Source organism: Stenotrophomonas sp. 169 (assembly GCF_014621775.1).
Classification (GTDB): Bacteria; Pseudomonadota; Gammaproteobacteria; order Xanthomonadales; family Xanthomonadaceae; genus Stenotrophomonas.
On record NZ_CP061204.1, the window covers coordinates 3,397,293 to 3,414,757 of the forward strand.

Consider the following 17,465-nt stretch of genomic DNA (forward strand, 5'->3'; position numbering starts at 1 on the left):
CGGGCCTTTTGACCGCAGCCCGTGTTGGGCTTTTTTCGTTTGTCTTGCAGCCGACTGAAGTCGGCTCTACCGCGCGTGGTGAAACGACCAAAGGCCGGGGGCTTACGCCCCCAGCCTTGGCTGCATCGCCCGAAATCGATGGCGACGCAAGGGATCTGCTTACTTGACTTCGACAGTCGCGCCAGCAGCTTCCAGGTCCTTCTTGATCTTCTCGGCTTCGTCCTTCGACGCGCCATCCTTCACGACGCCGCCGGCTTCGGTCAGGTCCTTCGCTTCCTTCAGGCCCAGGCCGGTGATGGCGCGGACGGCCTTGATCACTTCGACCTTCTTGTCGCCCGGCGACTTCAGGGTCACGGTGAACTCGGTCTGCTCTTCAACAGCAGCAGCCGGGCCAGCAGCGGCAGCTGCAGCAACCGGAGCAGCGGCGGAGACGCCGAACTTCTCTTCGATGGCCTTGACCAGCTCCATCACTTCCATCAGGGACTTCGAGGCGATTGCGTCGACGATCTGTTCGTTGGTAAGGGACATGATTGATACCTTTCAATAATATTCTGGATGTAGGTTCCGTCAGGAACCACGGTAGGTCGAAACTCAGGCGGTCTCGGCGACCGGCTCGTCAGCAGCAGCGGTTTCACCGCCACCCAGCTGATCGGCCAGGGCCTTGTTGGCGCGCGCGAACATCGTGACCGGCTCGGTCAGGACGCGTGCCAGCATTGCCAGCGCCTGGTTGAGGGTCGGCAACGAGGCCAGCACATCAACGTGGCTTGCCGGGAACACTTCGCCGCCGATGGCGACAACCTTGGGCTGCAGCTTATCGTTGCCCTTGGCGAATTCCTTGATCAGGCGACCGGCTGCGCCGGGCTCCTCGAGCGAAAACGCGTACAGCAGCGGACCGACCAGCTTGTCCTGTGCACATGCGAATTCGGTGCCTTCAACGGCGCGCGAAGCCAGGGTGTTCTTGACAACTTTCAAGAAAACGCCGGTTTCACGAGCCTGCTTGCGCATCGCGGTCATCTGGGAGACCGTGGTGCCAGCATATTCGGCTGCGATCAAGGAGTGGGCCTTGGCGGCGATGTCTGCCAGCTCCGCGACTACTTCTTGCTTCTGGGACAGATTGAGAGCCATTGCACTCCTCCGATTGAACTCCGCTTACGGCTCCTGCCGTGTGCGGTCCTGGGCGGCGTCCGTCCTGGACACCGGGAACATCAGGCTGATGTTCCGGGGGGTGGGCCGTTCCAGACCTGGATCCAACCTGGGTTACCCCAGACTTGCATGACCAGAAAAAACTCCAGAAGGGCACCATCTACGCAGGGTGATCCACGAAGGATCGATTAAGCGTTCGTGACTGCTCCGGCGGCGACTCCTTGCCAAATCGAGCTTCCGTGCCCGTCGCCGGCATACCACGACCGCACCTGCGGTCTTTGACGGCTGCCACCGGCGATGGATGCCGGCGGACGCCTTCAAAAGAGACGGACAAGGAACCCGAAGGCGCCCTGCCCGCTTGAATCACTTACTTCAGGGTCAGCGTCGACTGGTCGACCGTGACGCCCGGGCCCATCGTCGAGCTGACCGACACCTTCTGCAGGTACAGGCCCTTCGAGGTGGCCGGCTTGGCCTTGATCAGGTCGAGCAGCAGCGCCTGCAGGTTCGACTTCAGCGCTTCGTCTTCGAAGCTGGCCTTGCCGATGGTGCAGTGGATGATGCCGGCCTTGTCAGTGCGGTAACGCACCTGACCCGACTTTGCGTTCTTGACGGCTTCGCCCGGGTTGGCCGAGACGGTGCCGACCTTCGGGTTCGGCATCAGGCCGCGCGGGCCGAGCACGGTGCCCAGCTTACCAACGACGCGCATGGCGTCCGGGGTCGCGATCACGACGTCATAGTTCAGATCACCGGCCTGCATCTTCTCGGCCAGATCGTCCATACCGACCGCTTCCGCACCTGCGGCCAGGGCTTCGTCAGCCTTGGCACCGGCCGGAGCGAACACTGCGACGCGGACCGACTTGCCGGTACCGGCCGGCAGCACGGTGGAACCGCGCACCTGCTGGTCGGACTTCTTGGCATCCACGCCCAGGCGCACGGCCACGTCGATCGACTCGACGAACTTGGCGGTGGCGGTGGTCTTCAGGATCTTGATTGCTTCTTCGAAGCCGTACGACTTGCCGGCGACGACTGCGGCCTTGGAGGCCTTCTCACGCTTGGTCTGTGCCATCTTATTAACCCTCCACCACGATGCCGATCGAACGCGCAGAACCGGCGATCGTACGCACGGCGGCGTCCAGATCGGCGGCAGTCAGATCCGGTTCCTTCGCCTTGGCGATCTCTTCCAGCTGCTTGCGGGTGACCTTGCCGACCTTCTCGGTGTTCGGGCGCTTGGAGCCCGACGAGATGCCAGCAGCCTTCTTCAGCAGGGTGGTCGCCGGGGTGCTCTTGGTGATGAAGGTGAACGTACGGTCCGAATAGGCCGTGATGATCACCGGAACCGGCAGACCCGGCTCGAGCTTCTGCGTGGCGGCATTGAAGGCCTTGCAGAATTCCATGATGTTCAGACCACGCTGACCCAGCGCAGGACCGACCGGCGGCGAGGGATTGGCCTGACCGGCCTTCACCTGCAGCTTGATGTAACCGACAACTTTCTTTGCCATGACTATGCTCTCCGGGTGCTAGCGCCTTACGACTACAGGCTCCCCATCGGACCGGGAATCTCGCGTCCCGGCATCGCGTTTTTGAATACATGCCGAAGGCCACCTTGCGGCGGCCTTCACTTTTGCCAGGTTCCTGGCAGGAAGCCGGGCACTATACCAGTGCTTTGACGTAACGTCCACACCAGGGATCCTGAACGCCGGGCTTCGCCCGGCGCCGTGGATCAGCCGTTGGCTTTTTCGACCTGGCCGAACTCGAGCTCCACCGGGGTGGCGCGACCGAAAATCAACACCGAGACGCGCAGACGGCTCTTCTCGTAGTTGACTTCTTCCACCACACCGTTGAAGTCGTTGAACGGACCGTCGGTGACGCGGACCATCTGGCCCGGCTCGAACAGCACCTTCGGACGCGGCTTCTCGATACCGTCCTGAACGCGGTTCAGGATGGCTTCGGCTTCGGAATCGGCGATCGGCAGCGGGCGATCCGCGGTGCCACCGATGAAGCCCAGCACGCGGGACGTATCCTTCACCAGATGCCAGCTTTCGCTGTCGATGCGCGGGATGCCGCCTTCTTCGTGGGTCTCGATCTGCACCAGCACGTAGCCGGGGAAGAACTTGCGCTCGGAACGACGCTTCTGGCCTGCGCGCATTTCGACCACTTCTTCGGTCGGAACCAGCACATCACCAAACAGCTCTTCCTTGGCGTCACGGACGATGCGATCGCGCAAGGCCTGCGCAACCGACTTCTCGAAGCCTGAATAGGCGTGAACAACGTACCAGCGCTTCATGGGTTACTCCTTACCGGCCCAGGAACCACTGGGTCAGTTTCTGAATGACGAAGTCGAATCCACCCAGCAGCAAGCTGAGGATGATCACAACCACGATAACGACCCAGGTCATCCGGATGGCTTCCTGGCGCGTCGGCCAGACCACCTTGCGCAGCTCGAAGCGTGACTCGGACAGGAAGTCGCGGGTATCGCGACCCTTTCCGGTCAGCATGAAAACGGCAATACCGCCCGCCAGGCCGACAATCACGGCAAGCGCGCGGATCTGGCCAGCCCACGCACCCAGCTGGGCGGCGCGACCGGAGTCTGCAGAGAACCAGAACCAGACGAACAGTCCTGCCAGCACCAGCAACGATGCGGCGACGTACTTGACGAGGTCTCCACCAGAGGTGGACGTATCCTTGGAGTGTTCGATCTTGCTGTTCATCCGGCTCGGGCTGCTTTAGCGGCGGACCGCTGGTTAGGAAGGCAGATGGCACGCCAGGAGGGACTCGAACCCCCAACCTGCGGTTTTGGAGACCGCTGCTCTGCCAATTGAGCTACTGGCGTACGTAGGTAAACTTTGCCTTGCCTTAGACGGCGAAGGCGGACCGAGGTTCCCGGCCCGCCAATCGCGCGACCGGCAGTCTTGCACAAACTGCCGGAACTGCGGGATTACTTGACGATCTTCGACACCACGCCGGCGCCGACGGTACGGCCGCCTTCGCGGATCGCGAAACGCAGGCCTTCGTCCATTGCCACCGGGTTGATCAGGGTGACAACCATCTTCACGTTGTCGCCCGGCATCACCATCTCGACACCTTCCGGCAGCTTGGCAGCACCGGTGATGTCAGTGGTACGGAAGTAGAACTGCGGACGGTAGCCGTTGAAGAACGGGGTGTGACGGCCGCCCTCATCCTTCGACAGCACGTACACTTCGCCTTCGAACTCGGTGTGCGGCTTGATCGAACCCGGCTTGCAGAGGACCTGGCCACGCTCGACGTCGTCACGCTTGGTGCCGCGCAGCAGCAGACCGGCGTTGTCGCCTGCCTGACCCTGGTCGAGCAGCTTGCGGAACATTTCCACGCCGGTCACGGTGGTCTTGACGGTGTCGCGGATACCGACGATTTCGATTTCTTCGCCGACCTTGATCACGCCGCGCTCGATACGACCGGTCACCACGGTGCCGCGGCCCGAGATCGAGAACACGTCTTCCACCGGCATCAGGAACGGCTTGTCGACAGCGCGCTCCGGCATCGGGATCCAGCTGTCCAGCGCCTCGACCAGCTTGATGACAGCCGGCACACCGATGTCGCTCTGATCGCCTTCCAGCGCCAGACGCGCCGAACCGGCGATGATCGGGGTGTCGTCGCCCGGGAAGTCGTACTTGCTCAGCAGCTCGCGCACTTCCATTTCCACCAGCTCAAGCAGCTCGGCGTCATCGACCATGTCTGCCTTGTTCAGGAAGACGACGATGTACGGCACGCCGACCTGACGCGACAGCAGGATGTGCTCGCGGGTCTGCGGCATCGGGCCGTCAGCAGCGGAACAGACCAGGATCGCGCCGTCCATCTGCGCTGCACCGGTGATCATGTTCTTGACGTAGTCAGCATGGCCCGGGCAATCGACGTGGGCGTAGTGACGGTTCGGGGATTCATATTCGACGTGTGCGGTCGAAATCGTGATGCCACGTGCCTTTTCTTCCGGCGCGGCGTCGATCGAGGAATAATCCTTGAACTCGCCACCGAAGCGCTCGGCACCGATCTTGGTCAGTGCGGCGGTCAGCGTGGTCTTGCCGTGGTCGACGTGACCGATGGTGCCGACGTTGACGTGCGGCTTGGTGCGCTCGAACTTACCCTTGGCCATGGCTGCTTATCTCGAATTCGTCTTGGGGTGATGCTTAAGATGGTGCTCACGAAAGGAATCGAACCTTCGACCTCTTCCTTACCAAGGAAGTGCTCTACCGACTGAGCTACGTGAGCGAGTTTTGCATTATGGCATGAACCGAAATATCTTCAAAGTTCTAAACATTCAATGGAGCGGGAGACGGGAATCGAACCCGCACAATCAGCTTGGAAGGCTGAAGTTCTACCATTGAACTACTCCCGCACCGGGAATTGCCACAACGTGAAACTACGTGAAACTGGTGGAGGGAGGTGGATTCGAACCACCGAAGGCGTAAGCCAGCAGATTTACAGTCTGCCCCCGTTGGCCGCTTGGGTATCCCTCCTTACCACCCCATGCCGTGGCGCCGAAGCGTTGCGGTGTGTGGTGGTGAGCCCGCAATTCTGCTTATCCGCCGCAGGTCTGTCAACACGTTTTTTCTTTTTTTTCACATGCTGTCGCAAACCCGTTGATACGCAAGGTTATCGGCCGGCGACCTCGAGTGGCTCGTCGGCGAAGATCGCAACATGCGGCACACCGTCGGCGCCTATCCAGCCCCGATACATGCCCTGGGTGTTGAAGGGCAGCCCGATCTGCCCGTCTGCGGTCAGGACGATGGCGCCCCCGTCACCGCCCATGGCAGGGATCATTTCATTGATGACCTCGCGCCCGGCCTGGGCGGCCGGGGTGCCAGACAGACGCACGCGTGCGCAGATTTCATGCGCTGCCGCGGTGCGCAGGTAGAACTCACCCCAGCCGGTGCTGGATACCGCACAGCGCGCATCGGCCCAGGTGCCAGCACCGATGACCGGCGAATCGCCCACGCGCCCGTAGCGCTTGTTGGTCATACCGCCCGTCGACGTGCCTGCCGCCAGCCTGCCCTGCACATCCAGCGCGAGCGCGCCGACCGTGCCGAAATGCCGGGCGGTCTCCAGATCGGCATGCGCCGTGCCCGCTCGCTCTTCCTGCAAGGCCCGCTGCAGCTGCTGCCAGCGCTTGTCCGTGCGGAAGTACGACGGATCGACCAGCGTGACACCCTGCTCGGCAGCAAAGGCTTCAGCGCCCTGACCTACCATCATCACGTGCGCAGAGTGCTCCATCACCGCCTGCGCCAGCAGGATCGGATTGCGCACCCGCTGCACGCCGGCTACGGCACCGGCACGCTGGGTCGCGCCGTCCATCAACGATGCATCCAGCTCGTTGCGACCGTCATGGGTAAAGACCGCGCCACGCCCCGCATTGAAGGTGGGGTCGTCCTCGAGCACGGTGATGGCGCGGGTGACCGCGGCCAGTGCCGGGCGTCCGGCAGCGAGCTCGGCATGCCCCGCGCGCAAGGCGGCCGTCAGCGCCTGGCGGGCGGCACGCTCTTCTGCTGTGGACAGATCCTTGCGCTGCACCCCAGCCCCGCCGTGGATCACCAGCAACGGATCGGCCATCACAGCCGGCGCCACCCCCGGTTCGCCGGGCGTGGCGGCGGCCGCAACGGCAGCAAGGCTCAGCGACAACAGCACGGCGGCACAGCACAGGCGCAACGTCATCCAGGCATCTCCCACAGGTCGGTAAACGACCACGCTGCGCGCGTGCGGCTCGCTTGGCAAGCACCTCGCCGAGCGCGCCGCGCTTTTCAGCCGGAGTCGATGGAGCCCACCGGAACGCTGCCCTAGCGTCGGGCGCTGCGGCCGATCACGCGCCGCCGCACCCCACCCCTGCGCCACCCCGCAAGCGAGACCCCATGAATCTTCCCACCCCGCCCCGTGCGGCCACCCCGGCGCGTGCGCGCCGCCCTCTCTGCCCTACCCTGCTCAACCTGGCGATGGCCGCCGCGCTGCCCGCCGCTGCGGCGGACTACAGCGGCCCGATCACCGTGGATGGCGGACAGGCACGGCACTTCGAAGACGACCGTATCGTGCAGGACCGCGCCGGTACGGCGTTGAGCGTGCGCGGTACGGGCAGCGAGGTCAGCGTGGTCGATTCCACCATCGCGCTGGGCGACGCCGCGACCACCGCGCAAGCCGTGCAGGCCAGCGCCGGCGGCCGCGCCAGCCTGGGCCGCAGCATCCTGGAACTCTCCCCCGGCAGCACCGCCGCTGCGCTGCTGGCCACCGGTACCGGCAGCCGGATCGACGGCAGTGACCTGCAGCTGCACGGTGGCGGACGCCTGGAAGCGCACGACAACGCCGTGCTGACGCTGGTCGACAGCCGGTTCGACGCCAGCGACAGCAATCCGCGCATCGGCGGGCTACGTGCGACGACGGGTGCCCAGGTGCTGCTGCGGAATGTGGACTACCTCAACGGCTTTCTGGACGTAGCCAGCGGCGCGCAGGTCGAGGCCGACAACGTCACCCTTACCGGCACCATCGGCAGCGCGCGCCTGCTGGGAAATGCGGCGACCGGCGACTACGCGACGTTGCACATGGTGGGTGGCCTGTACGACTCCAGCGGAGATATCGGCTTCAACATCAACAGTGGCGGCCGCCTGCTGGCCGAAGGCACCCGCATCCGAAGCGCCCCGGGCACGGGCAGCGCGGCCATTTGGCTCTCCAGCGACAGTTCCGACCTGCAGTTGCGTGGCAGCCAGCTCGACGTCTTCGGCGAGGGCCGGTACGCCGTGGAGCTGTTCGGCGGCAACGCGCTGCTGATTGACGACGTGATCAACGTCCACGGCGATCGCGGCCAGGGACTGCGCGCGACCGGCTCCACCGGCAGCACCCGTACGCGCCTGCAGGCCAGCGGCAGCCGCATCGAGCTGCTGGGCAACGACGCCACCGGGGTGTTCGTTGGCGGCGGCGCCACGCGCGCATCCCTGCAGGACGTGCGCATCGACAGCGATGGGCTGCGGGTTTCCGGCGTGGTGCAGGTGAACACCGCCACCCTGGACCTGGCGAAAGGCCTGCACATTGACCTGCGTGGCGCGCAGTCCATCGGCTGGCGCTCGTACCTGACGGCCGACGGCGACTACTGGAATCGCGCCCTGCTGCAGGACGGCACGTTGCGCACACCGGCCGGCACCGCCTTCTGGCTGCAGGGCGGAAACCACGAGCTGCAACTGCACGGCATGCAGGTGAATGAAGCGGCCCCGGCGGGCGCGCTGCTGCGTGTCGGCGACACGGTGTTCAACGATGGCTCACGCATCGCGGCAGGCACGGTGCAGGTCGCGGCCCTCGACAGCATCCTGAGTGGTGATATCACCGTGGAAAGCCCCACGGCCGCCGTGGATATCAGCCTGGCCGGTGCAAGCCTGTGGCGCGGCGCCTTGCGCGAGGTCGATGGACGGCATGCGCGCTCGATGCACGTAGCGGCGGGCAGCCACTGGATCGTCACGGGAGACTCGGCCGTGGAGACGCTGGACCATGCGGGCACGATCGCCTTCATCGCGCCCGCCGCGCAGCCGTTTGCGCAGCTGACCGTGCATGGCGACTACGCGGGACACGGCGGACTGCTCGTGCTCAACACGCGGCTGGAAGGTGACGATGCCCCCAGCAATCTTCTGCACATCGAAGGCGACAGCAGCGGCAGTACCCGCCTGCAGGTGGAGAATGCCGGCGGCGGCGGCGCGGCGACGGTTGAGGGCCTGCGCGTGGTGCAGGTGGACGGCACATCGGGCGCAGCCTTCGCACTGGAAGGACGCGCGGTGGCTGGTGCGTACGAGTACTTCCTGCACCAGGGCAGCGCCGCCGCACCGGGCGACGGCGACTGGTACCTGCGCTCGCAGCTGCCGTCGGACCCGCTGAATCCCTGCGAGCAGGATCCTGCTGCGCCGGGATGTACGCCGGTGACGCCACCGATCACGCCGCCGGTGATCACCCCGCCCGTGACACCGATCACGCCGCCGGTGATCGTCCCGCCCGTGACACCGATCACGCCGCCGGTGATTCCGCCGACGGCCTCCCCGCTCGTACAGCGGCCGGAGGTGGGCGCCTGGTTGGCCAACCAGGCGGCGGCGCTGCATCTGTTCGACATGACCCTGCACCAGCGCAGCGGCGACCCCTCGCTGCCCGCAGCGCAGGACGGCATCACGGCGTGGTTGCGCATGCCCAGCGAAAACGCGCGCATGGACGTCACCGACCAGCTGCAGGGTCGACGCCAGCAGCGCGTGGTGCAGGCAGGTGCGGACCTGCTGCGCTGGGGCCACGGCAGCCACGGCGTGGCCGGGGTGATGGCCGGCAGCGGGCGTGTCGATCAGCAGGTGATGTCCACGCGCACCGGCTACAGCGCGGACGGACGGATCGATGGCCGCAGCGTGGGCGTGTATGCCAGCTGGCTGCAGGAAGCGCGCTACATCGATAGCTGGCTGCAGCACGCCGACTTCCGCGGCAGTGTGCAGGGCGAGGCACTGGCACGCGAGCATTACCGCGCCCGCAGTACCAGCGCGTCAGTGGAAGTGGGCCAAAGCCTGGCGGTGCTCCAGTCCGGCGCGCACGCGCTTTATCTGGAGCCGCAGGTGCAGGTGACGTGGAACAGCTGGGCCATGACCGGCGGCCCGCACATCGAACAGAACGGCACCCGGGTCAGTGTCGCCGATGCCGGCGGCCTGCAGACGCGGGTCGGCCTGCGCCTGCATGGCCGTCCGCTGCCCGATGCCAGCGCGGGGGTGCAGCCGTTCCTCACCGTCGACTGGATCACGCGTCACGGCGCAGGCAACGCAATGCGCTTCGACGATGCGAGGGTGTCCGGCGGCGATCCACGCACGGTGTACCAGGTGCGTGCCGGCGTGCAGGCGCAGCTGAGCGAACGGGTAGCCGCATGGGGCGAACTCGACGTCGCGCGCGGCGCATCGAACTTCCGCCAGTACGGGGCACTGATCGGCATCCGGTATGGATTCTGACAGCCCGCATGTTCTCCACACCCACGCGGGAAACCCGTGGGGGTTAGATGTGGACAAGTAGGTGTGAGCGCGGTGTGGCAAGCGTTTCCAGCACTGGCTGTTTTTTCGCCACTGAAGATCGCCTGCGCGCTGCGGTTTTCCACATGCCGCGTGGAAAGCGATGGGGGTTACGTGTGGACAACTCACCGTAAGCCTTTCGCCGCAGGCATCTCCGGGCGTGGTGATTTTTTGTCCAGATACAACAACGCCCCGCAGGACGGGGCGTTGCAGGTTCGACGCGGTGACGACCCTCGGTCGTCACCGCTCGCGATCAGACGTTGAAGCGGAAATGCAGGATGTCGCCTTCCTGCACACGGTATTCCTTGCCTTCCAGACGCAGACGACCGGCTTCCTTCGAACCTGCTTCGCCCTTGTACTTGATGAAGTCGTCATAGGCGATGGTTTCAGCGCGGATGAAGCCCTTCTCGAAATCGGTATGGATCACGGCGGCCGCCTGCGGCGCGGTCGCACCCTTGCGTACGGTCCAGGCACGCACTTCCTTGACGCCTGCGGTGAAGTAGGTCTGCAGGCCGAGCAGCTGGTAGGCCGCGTTGATCACGCGATTCAGGCCCGGCTCGCTCAGGCCCAGGTCGGCCAGGAAGGTATCGCGATCGTCATCGTCGAGCTGCGACAGTTCTTCTTCGATGGCCGCCGACACCGGCACCACCTTCGCACCCTCTTCGGCCGCGCGCACGCGCACGGCATCCAGGTGCGGGTTGTTCTCGAACCCGTCTTCAAGCACGTTCGCGATATACATCACCGGCTTGAGGGTCAGCAGGAACAGATCGCGCACCAGCGCCTTCTCTTCCTCGTCCAGGCCCGCCGCACGGCCGGCCTTGCCGTCGGCCAGCGCCGCCTGCAGCTTGGCCAGCACCGGCTTGCGTGCCGCCGCTTCCTTGTCGCCGCCCTTGGCCGAACGCTCGGCCCGGTTCAGCGCCTTTTCAACGCTGTCCAGATCGGCGAGGGCCAGCTCGGTATCGATGGTGTCGATATCCGAAAGCGGATCCACCTTGTTGTTGACGTGGATCACGTCAGCGTTTTCGAAGCAGCGCACCACGTGGGTGATCGCATCCACTTCGCGGATATGCGCCAGGAACTTGTTGCCCAGGCCTTCGCCACTGGCCGCACCGGCAACCAGGCCGGCGATGTCGACAAACTCGACCGCGGTCGGGATGACCTTCTGCGGGTTGATGATGGCCGCCAGTTCGTTCAAGCGCGGATCCGGCACCGGCACGATGCCCACGTTCGGCTCGATCGTGCAGAACGGGAAATTGGCCGCGGCGATACCTGCCTTGGTGAGCGCATTGAACAGCGTCGACTTGCCCACATTGGGCAGGCCGACGATTCCGCATTTGATACCCATGTTCGACAACCTTTGGGGTGAAAGTGATTGGCGAAAGAGCGCACGCGCTGTTTGGCTAATCATTCTCTTCGTACGGCCGCCGAGCATGGCCCGGCGCTACCTACCGCTGCCGCGAGGGTCCGCGGATTACTTCGGGGTGTGCAGACGCTTCATCGCTTCGCTGAAATCGCCCTGCACCGCCAGCGGCAGCACATCGATCGCATCGTCGATGGCACGCGCGATCAGGATGTCGTCATCCTTCGACGCCCGTCCCAGCACCCACGGCACGACCCGATCCTTGTGGCCTGGATGGCCAATACCCACACGCAGCCGGTGGAACTGGCCGTGGCCGAGCAGGCGGATGGTATCGCGCAGGCCGTTCTGCCCGCCGTGGCCGCCGTCGAACTTCAGCCGTGCCGCACCCGGCGGCAGGTCCAGCTCGTCGTGCGCCAACAGGGTTTCTTCCGGCTCGATCTTCCAGAACCGCTGCGCTGCGGTCACCGATTTGCCACTGAGGTTCATGAAGGTGGCCGGCTTCAGCAGCCAGACCGGCTGGCCCGCTATATCCACCTTGGCGGTCTCGCCGAACAGCTTGCTGTCCACGCTCCAGCGCGCACCTGCTTTTTCCGCAAGGGCCTCAACAAAATGAAACCCAGCATTGTGCCGGGTCCGGGCGTGCTCTGGTCCGGGGTTGCCGAGACCAACGATCAGTCGCAATCCTGCCATTGTTTCTTCCAGATGCTGCCCGTGCCTCACGCACCGGCAGGTACGGCGCCCGCCCCCGCAGGGACAGGCGCCGCGAAGGCATTACTCGGCAACCGGTGCTTCTTCGGCGGCGTCGGCAGCGTCTTCCTTGCCGTGCTTGGCGGTGACCACGGCATCGTCGTGATCCTTGCCCAGCGCCAGCGCCGGCAGCTCAACGCCCTTCGGCAGCTTGAGGTCGGACAGGTGGATCACGCCACCGGCTTCCAGGGCGCCCAGGTCGACTTCGATCGACTCCGGCAGGTCCTTCGGCAGGCAGCTGACGGTCACTTCCTTCACTTCGTGGGTGACCACGATGTCCGACGCCTTGCCAGCCGGCGAGGTGTCTTCGTTGATGAAGTGCAGCGGCACGGCAGCGGTCAGCACTTCATTCTCGTTCACGCGCAGGAAATCGAGATGCAGGATCAGCTGCTTGAAGGGATGGCGCTGCATGTCACGCAGCAGCACGCGCTCGACCTTGCCATCGAGGTTCAGGTCCAGGATGGACGAGTAGAACCAATCGTTGTACTGGGCCAGCCAGATTTCGTTGTGGTCAAGGCTGATGGCGACCGGATCGGCGCTGCCCCCGTACACGATCGCCGGGATCACGCCAGCGTGACGCAGGCGGCGGCTCGCACCCTTGCGCTGCAGTTCACGCTTGGTGACCTTGATTTCATGGGTCTTCGACATTTTCTACTACCTGTTGGATGCCCTGCCGGGTGGCGGGGCGGATGAAGGTACTTCCGCGACCAGAAGTACCCTTGGAGGTCCCCGCCGTCGCCGGCAGGGACAAAAAAAATCAGTCCACGTACAACGAGCTGACCGACTCACCGAAGGCGATGCGACGCATCGTTTCGGCCAGCATTTCCGCCACGCTCAGCTGGCGGATCTTGCTGCACACCCGCGCGGCGTCCTTCAGCGGGATGGTGTCGGTCACCACCAGCTCATCGAGCTGGGAGTTGTTGATGTTGTCGACCGCCGGGCCGGACAGCACCGCGTGGGTACAGTACGCGGCGACCTTGAGCGCACCGCGCGCCTTCAGGGCAGCGGCAGCGGCGCACAGGGTGCCGGCGGTATCGACGATGTCATCGACCATCACGCAGGTCTTGCCTTCGACGTCACCGATGATGTTCATCACGGTGGACACGTTGGCACGCGGCCGGCGCTTGTCGATGATCGCCAGGTCGGCATCATCCAGGCGCTTGGCCACGGCGCGCGCGCGCACCACACCGCCCACGTCCGGAGACACCACGATCAGGTTCTCGGTGCCGTACGCGCGCCAGATATCGGCGAGCAGCAGCGGCGAGGCATACACATTGTCCACCGGGATGTCGAAGAAACCCTGGATCTGGTCGGCGTGGAGATCCACGGTCAACACACGATCCGCACCGGCCGTACTGAACATCTTTGCCGCCAGCTTGGCGGTGATCGGCACGCGCGACGAGCGCATGCGGCGATCCTGCCGCGAGTAACCGAAATACGGCACCACGGCGGTGACGCTGGCCACCGATGCACGCTTCAACGCGTCGATCAGCACCAGCAGCTCCATCAGGTTCTCAGCACTGGGCGCGCTGGTCGGCTGGATCACGAACACGTCCTGCTTGCGGACGTTTTCCTCGATCTCGACCTGGACTTCACCGTCGGAGAAATGCGAGACCAGTGCCTTGCCGGGACGTACCCCCAGCTCCTTGCAGATGCTCTGCGCGAGGGGTTTGTTGGCGTTGCCGGAGAAGACCAGCAGGTTGGGCGACGCTTGCATCATGATTGTCTCGAGCGGGGGCGAGTGACGGAGATCGGGTGACTGCAGGCACCCGGAGGCCCCTGCAGCTGATATCACCGCGACGGTTTCCACGTCCCGCGCAGACGCATGCGCTGGTTGGCGCGGACACAGCCGCAAGTGGCAGGGGCGGGAGGATTCGAACCTCCGAATGCCAGGATCAAAACCTGGTGCCTTGGGCCTCTTGGCGACGCCCCTGCATCAAATGAATCAGTTACGCTCGAGTGCATCCAGCAGCGGTGAACGGGCTACCCCTTCCACCACCCACGCCCGCAACTCCTCAGGCAGCTCCGCCTTCGCAGCCATCGCGGCATGCTGCGATGGAAACTCGACGAAGCACCCGCCCCCCGACCCTGTAAGACGCGCCAGACCAATGTCGCTCAACGCAGCAAGCGCGGCCTCTACGGCAGGCTCACGGCGGCGCAGCACCGGTTCAAACGCATTGCCGGACAGGGATCCGGAAACGAAGTCCTCTATTTTCGCTATTGCGCTGTCCCGCGTCAAATCCGGATCAGCGAAAAGTGCCGGCGTCGGCACGTGCACTCCCGGATCAACGATCACATACCACGCAGGAGCAAGCTCCAGCGGCCGCAGGAGCTCGCCGATTCCTTCAGCCCATGCCGTGTGGCCGCGCACGAATACCGGAACATCTGCGCCAAGACGCAGCCCCAGCGCGGCCAGCGCATCGTCATCGAGGCCGGTGCGCCAGAGAACGTTGAGCACCTTCAACACCGTGGCGGCATCAGACGACCCGCCGCCGAAACCACCTCCCGCCGGTATCGATTTTTCAACGACGATGTCCGCACCTTGAGCGCTTTTGGTCGCCTTTTGAAGCAGCATGGCCGCACGTACCGCGAGGTCATCCGCCTCGGCTACGCCGGGCAGCGAGTGGCCTTCACGCCGGATGACCCCGTCATCCCGCAGACGTATGCCGATCCGGTCACCCCAGTCCAACAGGCGGAACACCGTCTGCAGCGCGTGGTAGCCATCGGGACGACGGCCGACGATGTTCAGGAACAGATTCAGCTTCGCCGGCGCGGGCCACCAGGACCAGCCAGCCGCGTCAACATGGTGCGCGATCATGGTCCCGGCGTGCCCCACTGGTCGATCACCAGTTTGACTTTGGCATCCCCATTGGTGGCCTCGATCCGGCGTGGCAGCACCTGCTGATCGCCTTCGCCTGAGTGCCAGTCGAGATACTCCACGACCCACCCCGCCTGCTGCAGCCGGCGCGGACGACCCTCCGCATCGCGCTGCAGCCCGTTTTCATCGGTGCCCTGCAGCACCAGGCCACGCGTCCAGTCCGGCAGCTGGTTGACCGGAATCTCCCAGCCGGTAGCGTCCTGCACTACCTGCGCGGCGTCAGCCCCTTCACGGGGACCGCCATCGAGTCCCTCGAGCCGCCCAGCGCCCTGCAGCGTGTTGCCCTGCAGCCGCCAGCTCTGGCGGGTCACCGGCGCGCTGAGCTGCACCTGGTAGTCCGCACCCTGCTGCGACCAGTCGATCCGCCCGCTGCCGCCGTTCTTGCCCTTGCTGACCGCTACACGGCCCTGGAAGGTCCAGTCCGGCTGCGCGCGCAGCGCTTGCACACGTGCGGCTTCGGCCCGCTCGGCAGCGGGCGGGACGGTGTAGGCCACATCCGGGACAGGCGTCTTCTGGTTGCCCACCGAGGTGCAGGCTGCCAGCGCGAGCGGCAGCGCGGCCAGCAACAGCGGACGCAAAAAAGCAGGCTTCATGGGCTGAACTTCTCGCGGGCGCGCTGCAGCGCGCGGTTGTCGGGGTCCAGCTTGGCGGCTTCATCGAAGTAACGCCTTGCCTCGTCCTGGCGACCCAGCACCCACAGCACTTCACCCAGGTGTGCGGCAATTTCCGCGTCCTTGGCCAAGGCGTAGGCGCGGCGCAGCTGGACGGCGGCCTCTTCGTTGCGACCCAGGCGATACAGCACCCAGCCATGACTGTCGACGATGGCCGGATTGTCCGGATCGGCGACGCGCGCCCGGTCGATCAGTTCAAGCGCCTCCTGATAGCGGTGGGTGCGGTCGGCGAGGGTGTAGCCCAGTGCGTTCAGGGCAGCCACGTTTTCGGGCTCGGTGACCAGCACCTTGCGCAGGTCGGCCTCGGCGCGCGGGATGTCATCGCGACGCTCCCAGGCCAGGGCGCGCGCATACAACAGCGCGTTTTCGTCCGGGTAGGCGGCCAGCCCGCGGCCCAGCGCGTCCAGCTCACCGGCTTCATCACCCGCACGCAGGCGCAGCTCGGCCTCCAGCAGGTACGCGTCACGTCGGGCCTCTTCAGCCAGTACGGCATCGGACTGCACCGCGCGCACTTCTTCCAGTGCCTTGGCCTGGTTGCCCAGCAGCCCCTGCGCATTGGCGGCACGCAGGCGTGCCTCGCTCAACTCGTCGCCACCCGGCACGCTGTGATACCAGTCAACGGCTTCCTGGTAACGCTTGAGGTACTCGGCGATCTTGCCCAGCAGCAGACGCTGCGCGGGATCCGGCTTGCTGGCCGCGCGTGACAGCTCGGCATACAGCGCGGCAAGCGCGGTGGCATCCTCCTGCTTGGCCAGCAGCGAGGCACGCATGCCGTAGGTCTGCGTGTCCTGTGGCCCTGCGGACAGCACCCGTTCGGCGGCCATCGGCTGATTCATCGCGTCGTAGGCGATGGCCACCGCATTGCGCAGGTCCGGGGTGGCGCGGGCAGCCGGTTCCAGCGCCTGCAGCACACTCATTGCTTCGGCGGTCTTGCCGGCCTGCTGCAGCTGGCTGACGCGCAGCAGCGCCACGCGGGGGTCATCGGGGAAGCGCCGCACGACCTGATCGACCATGCGCTGGGCCAGGTCCGGTTTTTCCATGCGCATGGCCACCCGCCCGAACTCCTGCCAGACCTCGATCCGGTTGGGGATCGCATCGGCGGCAACCAGCGCTTCCAGTACCTGCGCCGGCACGGTCGGCTCGCGCCCACCGCCAACCAACGCGGCCAGTGTCAGGCGCCAGCCTTCGTCGCCCGGCGTGGTCAGCAGCGCCTTGAGTTCGGTCACCGCCTGCTCCGGCCGGTTCTGCCGCATGGCCAACGCCGCCGCGGCGCTGCGCATGGTCAAGGAGGTCGGCGCGCGCTGCTGCCACAAGGCCAGTGCCTGTCCGGCGCGTGCGTCGTCGTTGGCCAGCATGGCAATGCGGGTGGCCCGTTCGGCCAACCCGGCATCGCCCTCGCTGGCCTGCGCGGCCTGCAGGTACTGCGCGGCCGAATCACCCAGCTTGCCTGCCTGCAGGGCGAATTCGCCCACCAGTGCAGGCTCCAGCGACGGCTCCTGGGCCGCCTCGGCCCGGTCCAGCACACGTGAGGTGGAAGGGGCTGCCAGGGTCGGTCCAGCCATCAGGCTGAGCAGCAGAACACTGGAGATGCGAATCAATGCGGGCATCGATGGCATTGGGGCCTTAAAATGTGTGCCTAT

General features: G+C 65.3%; 16 protein-coding genes and 5 tRNA genes. 1 reads left to right on the forward strand and 20 read right to left on the reverse strand.

Translation table 11 applies throughout. The annotated features are described in order from the left end of the window. Nucleotides 1-159: 159 nt before the first annotated feature. The 12 genes from rplL to ICJ04_RS14940 all read right to left on the reverse strand — a co-directional run bounded on the left by rplL (nt 160) and on the right by ICJ04_RS14940 (nt 6,825). The gene (gene rplL, locus ICJ04_RS14885; protein ID WP_188324960.1) at nt 160-528 is read right to left on the reverse strand and encodes a 50S ribosomal protein L7/L12; all 369 of its coding nucleotides are present in this window, start codon (nt 526-528) and stop codon (nt 160-162) included. Between the two features lie 63 nt (nt 529-591). Further along, nucleotides 592-1,125: a 50S ribosomal protein L10 gene (gene rplJ / locus ICJ04_RS14890; protein ID WP_188324961.1), complete on the reverse strand. Its 534-nt coding sequence runs from the start codon at nt 1,123-1,125 to the stop codon at nt 592-594. Nucleotides 1,126-1,510: 385 nt separating this feature from the next. Next, complete coding sequence (rplA, locus tag ICJ04_RS14895) at nt 1,511-2,209, reverse strand: 50S ribosomal protein L1 (RefSeq protein WP_188324962.1); 699 nt, start codon at nt 2,207-2,209, stop codon at nt 1,511-1,513. Nucleotides 2,210-2,213: 4 nt separating this feature from the next. Then, nucleotides 2,214-2,642 carry a 50S ribosomal protein L11 gene (gene rplK, locus ICJ04_RS14900; RefSeq protein ID WP_042615322.1) on the reverse strand — a complete coding sequence of 143 codons (429 nt, stop codon included), beginning with the start codon at nt 2,640-2,642 and terminating at the stop codon, nt 2,214-2,216. 221 nt (nt 2,643-2,863) lie between these two features. Beyond that, complete coding sequence (gene nusG / locus ICJ04_RS14905) at nt 2,864-3,427, reverse strand: transcription termination/antitermination protein NusG (protein WP_188324963.1); 564 nt, start codon at nt 3,425-3,427, stop codon at nt 2,864-2,866. Nucleotides 3,428-3,437: 10 nt separating this feature from the next. Further along, complete coding sequence (secE, locus tag ICJ04_RS14910) at nt 3,438-3,851, reverse strand: preprotein translocase subunit SecE (protein WP_188324964.1); 414 nt, start codon at nt 3,849-3,851, stop codon at nt 3,438-3,440. 46 nt (nt 3,852-3,897) lie between these two features. After that, nucleotides 3,898-3,973, reverse strand: a tRNA-Trp gene (locus tag ICJ04_RS14915). Between the two features lie 105 nt (nt 3,974-4,078). After that, the gene (tuf, locus tag ICJ04_RS14920) at nt 4,079-5,269 is read right to left on the reverse strand and encodes an elongation factor Tu (protein ID WP_188324965.1); all 1,191 of its coding nucleotides are present in this window, start codon (nt 5,267-5,269) and stop codon (nt 4,079-4,081) included. Nucleotides 5,270-5,309: 40 nt separating this feature from the next. Then, a tRNA-Thr gene (locus ICJ04_RS14925) sits at nt 5,310-5,385 on the reverse strand. A 53-nt stretch (nt 5,386-5,438) separates the two neighbouring features. Continuing rightward, nucleotides 5,439-5,512 (reverse strand) — tRNA-Gly (locus tag ICJ04_RS14930). 35 nt (nt 5,513-5,547) lie between these two features. Then, nucleotides 5,548-5,633, reverse strand: a tRNA-Tyr gene (locus ICJ04_RS14935). Between the two features lie 136 nt (nt 5,634-5,769). Further along, on the reverse strand, nt 5,770-6,825 hold the full coding sequence (locus ICJ04_RS14940) for an isoaspartyl peptidase/L-asparaginase (protein WP_188324966.1): 1,056 nt from the start codon (nt 6,823-6,825) through the stop codon (nt 5,770-5,772). A 194-nt stretch (nt 6,826-7,019) separates the two neighbouring features. Between ICJ04_RS14940 and ICJ04_RS14945 the strand changes: the two genes are divergently transcribed. Continuing rightward, complete coding sequence (locus ICJ04_RS14945; protein ID WP_188324967.1) at nt 7,020-10,112, forward strand: autotransporter outer membrane beta-barrel domain-containing protein; 3,093 nt, start codon at nt 7,020-7,022, stop codon at nt 10,110-10,112. 310 nt (nt 10,113-10,422) lie between these two features. Here ICJ04_RS14945 and ychF read toward each other — a convergent pair whose 3' ends face one another. The 8 genes from ychF to ICJ04_RS14985 all read right to left on the reverse strand — a co-directional run bounded on the left by ychF (nt 10,423) and on the right by ICJ04_RS14985 (nt 17,432). Next, nucleotides 10,423-11,514, reverse strand: coding sequence for a redox-regulated ATPase YchF (gene ychF, locus ICJ04_RS14950; RefSeq protein ID WP_188324968.1), 1,092 nt, complete (start codon nt 11,512-11,514; stop codon nt 10,423-10,425). Between the two features lie 126 nt (nt 11,515-11,640). Further along, entirely contained in the window at nt 11,641-12,219 is a 579-nt protein-coding gene (gene pth, locus ICJ04_RS14955) for an aminoacyl-tRNA hydrolase (RefSeq protein ID WP_188324969.1), read from the reverse strand. A gap of 81 nt (nt 12,220-12,300) precedes the next feature. Continuing rightward, nucleotides 12,301-12,924: a 50S ribosomal protein L25/general stress protein Ctc gene (locus ICJ04_RS14960; protein ID WP_188324970.1), complete on the reverse strand. Its 624-nt coding sequence runs from the start codon at nt 12,922-12,924 to the stop codon at nt 12,301-12,303. Between the two features lie 109 nt (nt 12,925-13,033). Next, the gene (locus tag ICJ04_RS14965) at nt 13,034-13,993 is read right to left on the reverse strand and encodes a ribose-phosphate diphosphokinase (RefSeq protein ID WP_188327358.1); all 960 of its coding nucleotides are present in this window, start codon (nt 13,991-13,993) and stop codon (nt 13,034-13,036) included. A gap of 139 nt (nt 13,994-14,132) precedes the next feature. Beyond that, a tRNA-Gln gene (locus tag ICJ04_RS14970) sits at nt 14,133-14,209 on the reverse strand. Between the two features lie 12 nt (nt 14,210-14,221). Beyond that, nucleotides 14,222-15,094, reverse strand: a complete 873-nt coding sequence (gene ispE, locus ICJ04_RS14975; RefSeq protein WP_188324971.1) for a 4-(cytidine 5'-diphospho)-2-C-methyl-D-erythritol kinase — start codon at nt 15,092-15,094, stop codon at nt 14,222-14,224. Then, nucleotides 15,091-15,747 (reverse strand): lipoprotein insertase outer membrane protein LolB, encoded by a 657-nt coding sequence (lolB, locus tag ICJ04_RS14980; protein ID WP_188324972.1) that lies wholly within the window; start codon nt 15,745-15,747, stop codon nt 15,091-15,093. Before lolB ends, ispE begins: the two co-directional genes overlap by 4 nt. Further along, on the reverse strand, nt 15,744-17,432 hold the full coding sequence (locus ICJ04_RS14985; protein ID WP_188324973.1) for a tetratricopeptide repeat protein: 1,689 nt from the start codon (nt 17,430-17,432) through the stop codon (nt 15,744-15,746). The genes lolB and ICJ04_RS14985 overlap by 4 nt, the downstream gene beginning before the upstream one ends. Nucleotides 17,433-17,465: the final 33 nt, after the last annotated feature.

Bases quoted from the DNA above. Each gene is read 5' to 3' on its own strand.
- rplL (WP_188324960.1), bottom strand. From the start codon at position 528: ATGTCCCTTACCAACGAACAGATCGTCGACGCAATCGCCTCGAAGTCC.
- rplJ (WP_188324961.1), bottom strand. From the start codon at position 1,125: ATGGCTCTCAATCTGTCCCAGAAGCAAGAAGTAGTCGCGGAGCTGGCA.
- rplA (WP_188324962.1), bottom strand. From the start codon at position 2,209: ATGGCACAGACCAAGCGTGAGAAGGCCTCCAAGGCCGCAGTCGTCGCC.
- rplK (WP_042615322.1), bottom strand. From the start codon at position 2,642: ATGGCAAAGAAAGTTGTCGGTTACATCAAGCTGCAGGTGAAGGCCGGT.
- nusG (WP_188324963.1), bottom strand. From the start codon at position 3,427: ATGAAGCGCTGGTACGTTGTTCACGCCTATTCAGGCTTCGAGAAGTCG.
- secE (WP_188324964.1), bottom strand. From the start codon at position 3,851: ATGAACAGCAAGATCGAACACTCCAAGGATACGTCCACCTCTGGTGGA.
- tuf (WP_188324965.1), bottom strand. From the start codon at position 5,269: ATGGCCAAGGGTAAGTTCGAGCGCACCAAGCCGCACGTCAACGTCGGC.
- ICJ04_RS14940 (WP_188324966.1), bottom strand. From the start codon at position 6,825: ATGACGTTGCGCCTGTGCTGTGCCGCCGTGCTGTTGTCGCTGAGCCTT.
- ICJ04_RS14945 (WP_188324967.1), top strand. From the start codon at position 7,020: ATGAATCTTCCCACCCCGCCCCGTGCGGCCACCCCGGCGCGTGCGCGC.
- ychF (WP_188324968.1), bottom strand. From the start codon at position 11,514: ATGGGTATCAAATGCGGAATCGTCGGCCTGCCCAATGTGGGCAAGTCG.
- pth (WP_188324969.1), bottom strand. From the start codon at position 12,219: ATGGCAGGATTGCGACTGATCGTTGGTCTCGGCAACCCCGGACCAGAG.
- ICJ04_RS14960 (WP_188324970.1), bottom strand. From the start codon at position 12,924: ATGTCGAAGACCCATGAAATCAAGGTCACCAAGCGTGAACTGCAGCGC.
- ICJ04_RS14965 (WP_188327358.1), bottom strand. From the start codon at position 13,993: ATGCAAGCGTCGCCCAACCTGCTGGTCTTCTCCGGCAACGCCAACAAA.
- ispE (WP_188324971.1), bottom strand. From the start codon at position 15,094: ATGATCGCGCACCATGTTGACGCGGCTGGCTGGTCCTGGTGGCCCGCG.
- lolB (WP_188324972.1), bottom strand. From the start codon at position 15,747: ATGAAGCCTGCTTTTTTGCGTCCGCTGTTGCTGGCCGCGCTGCCGCTC.
- ICJ04_RS14985 (WP_188324973.1), bottom strand. From the start codon at position 17,432: ATGCCCGCATTGATTCGCATCTCCAGTGTTCTGCTGCTCAGCCTGATG.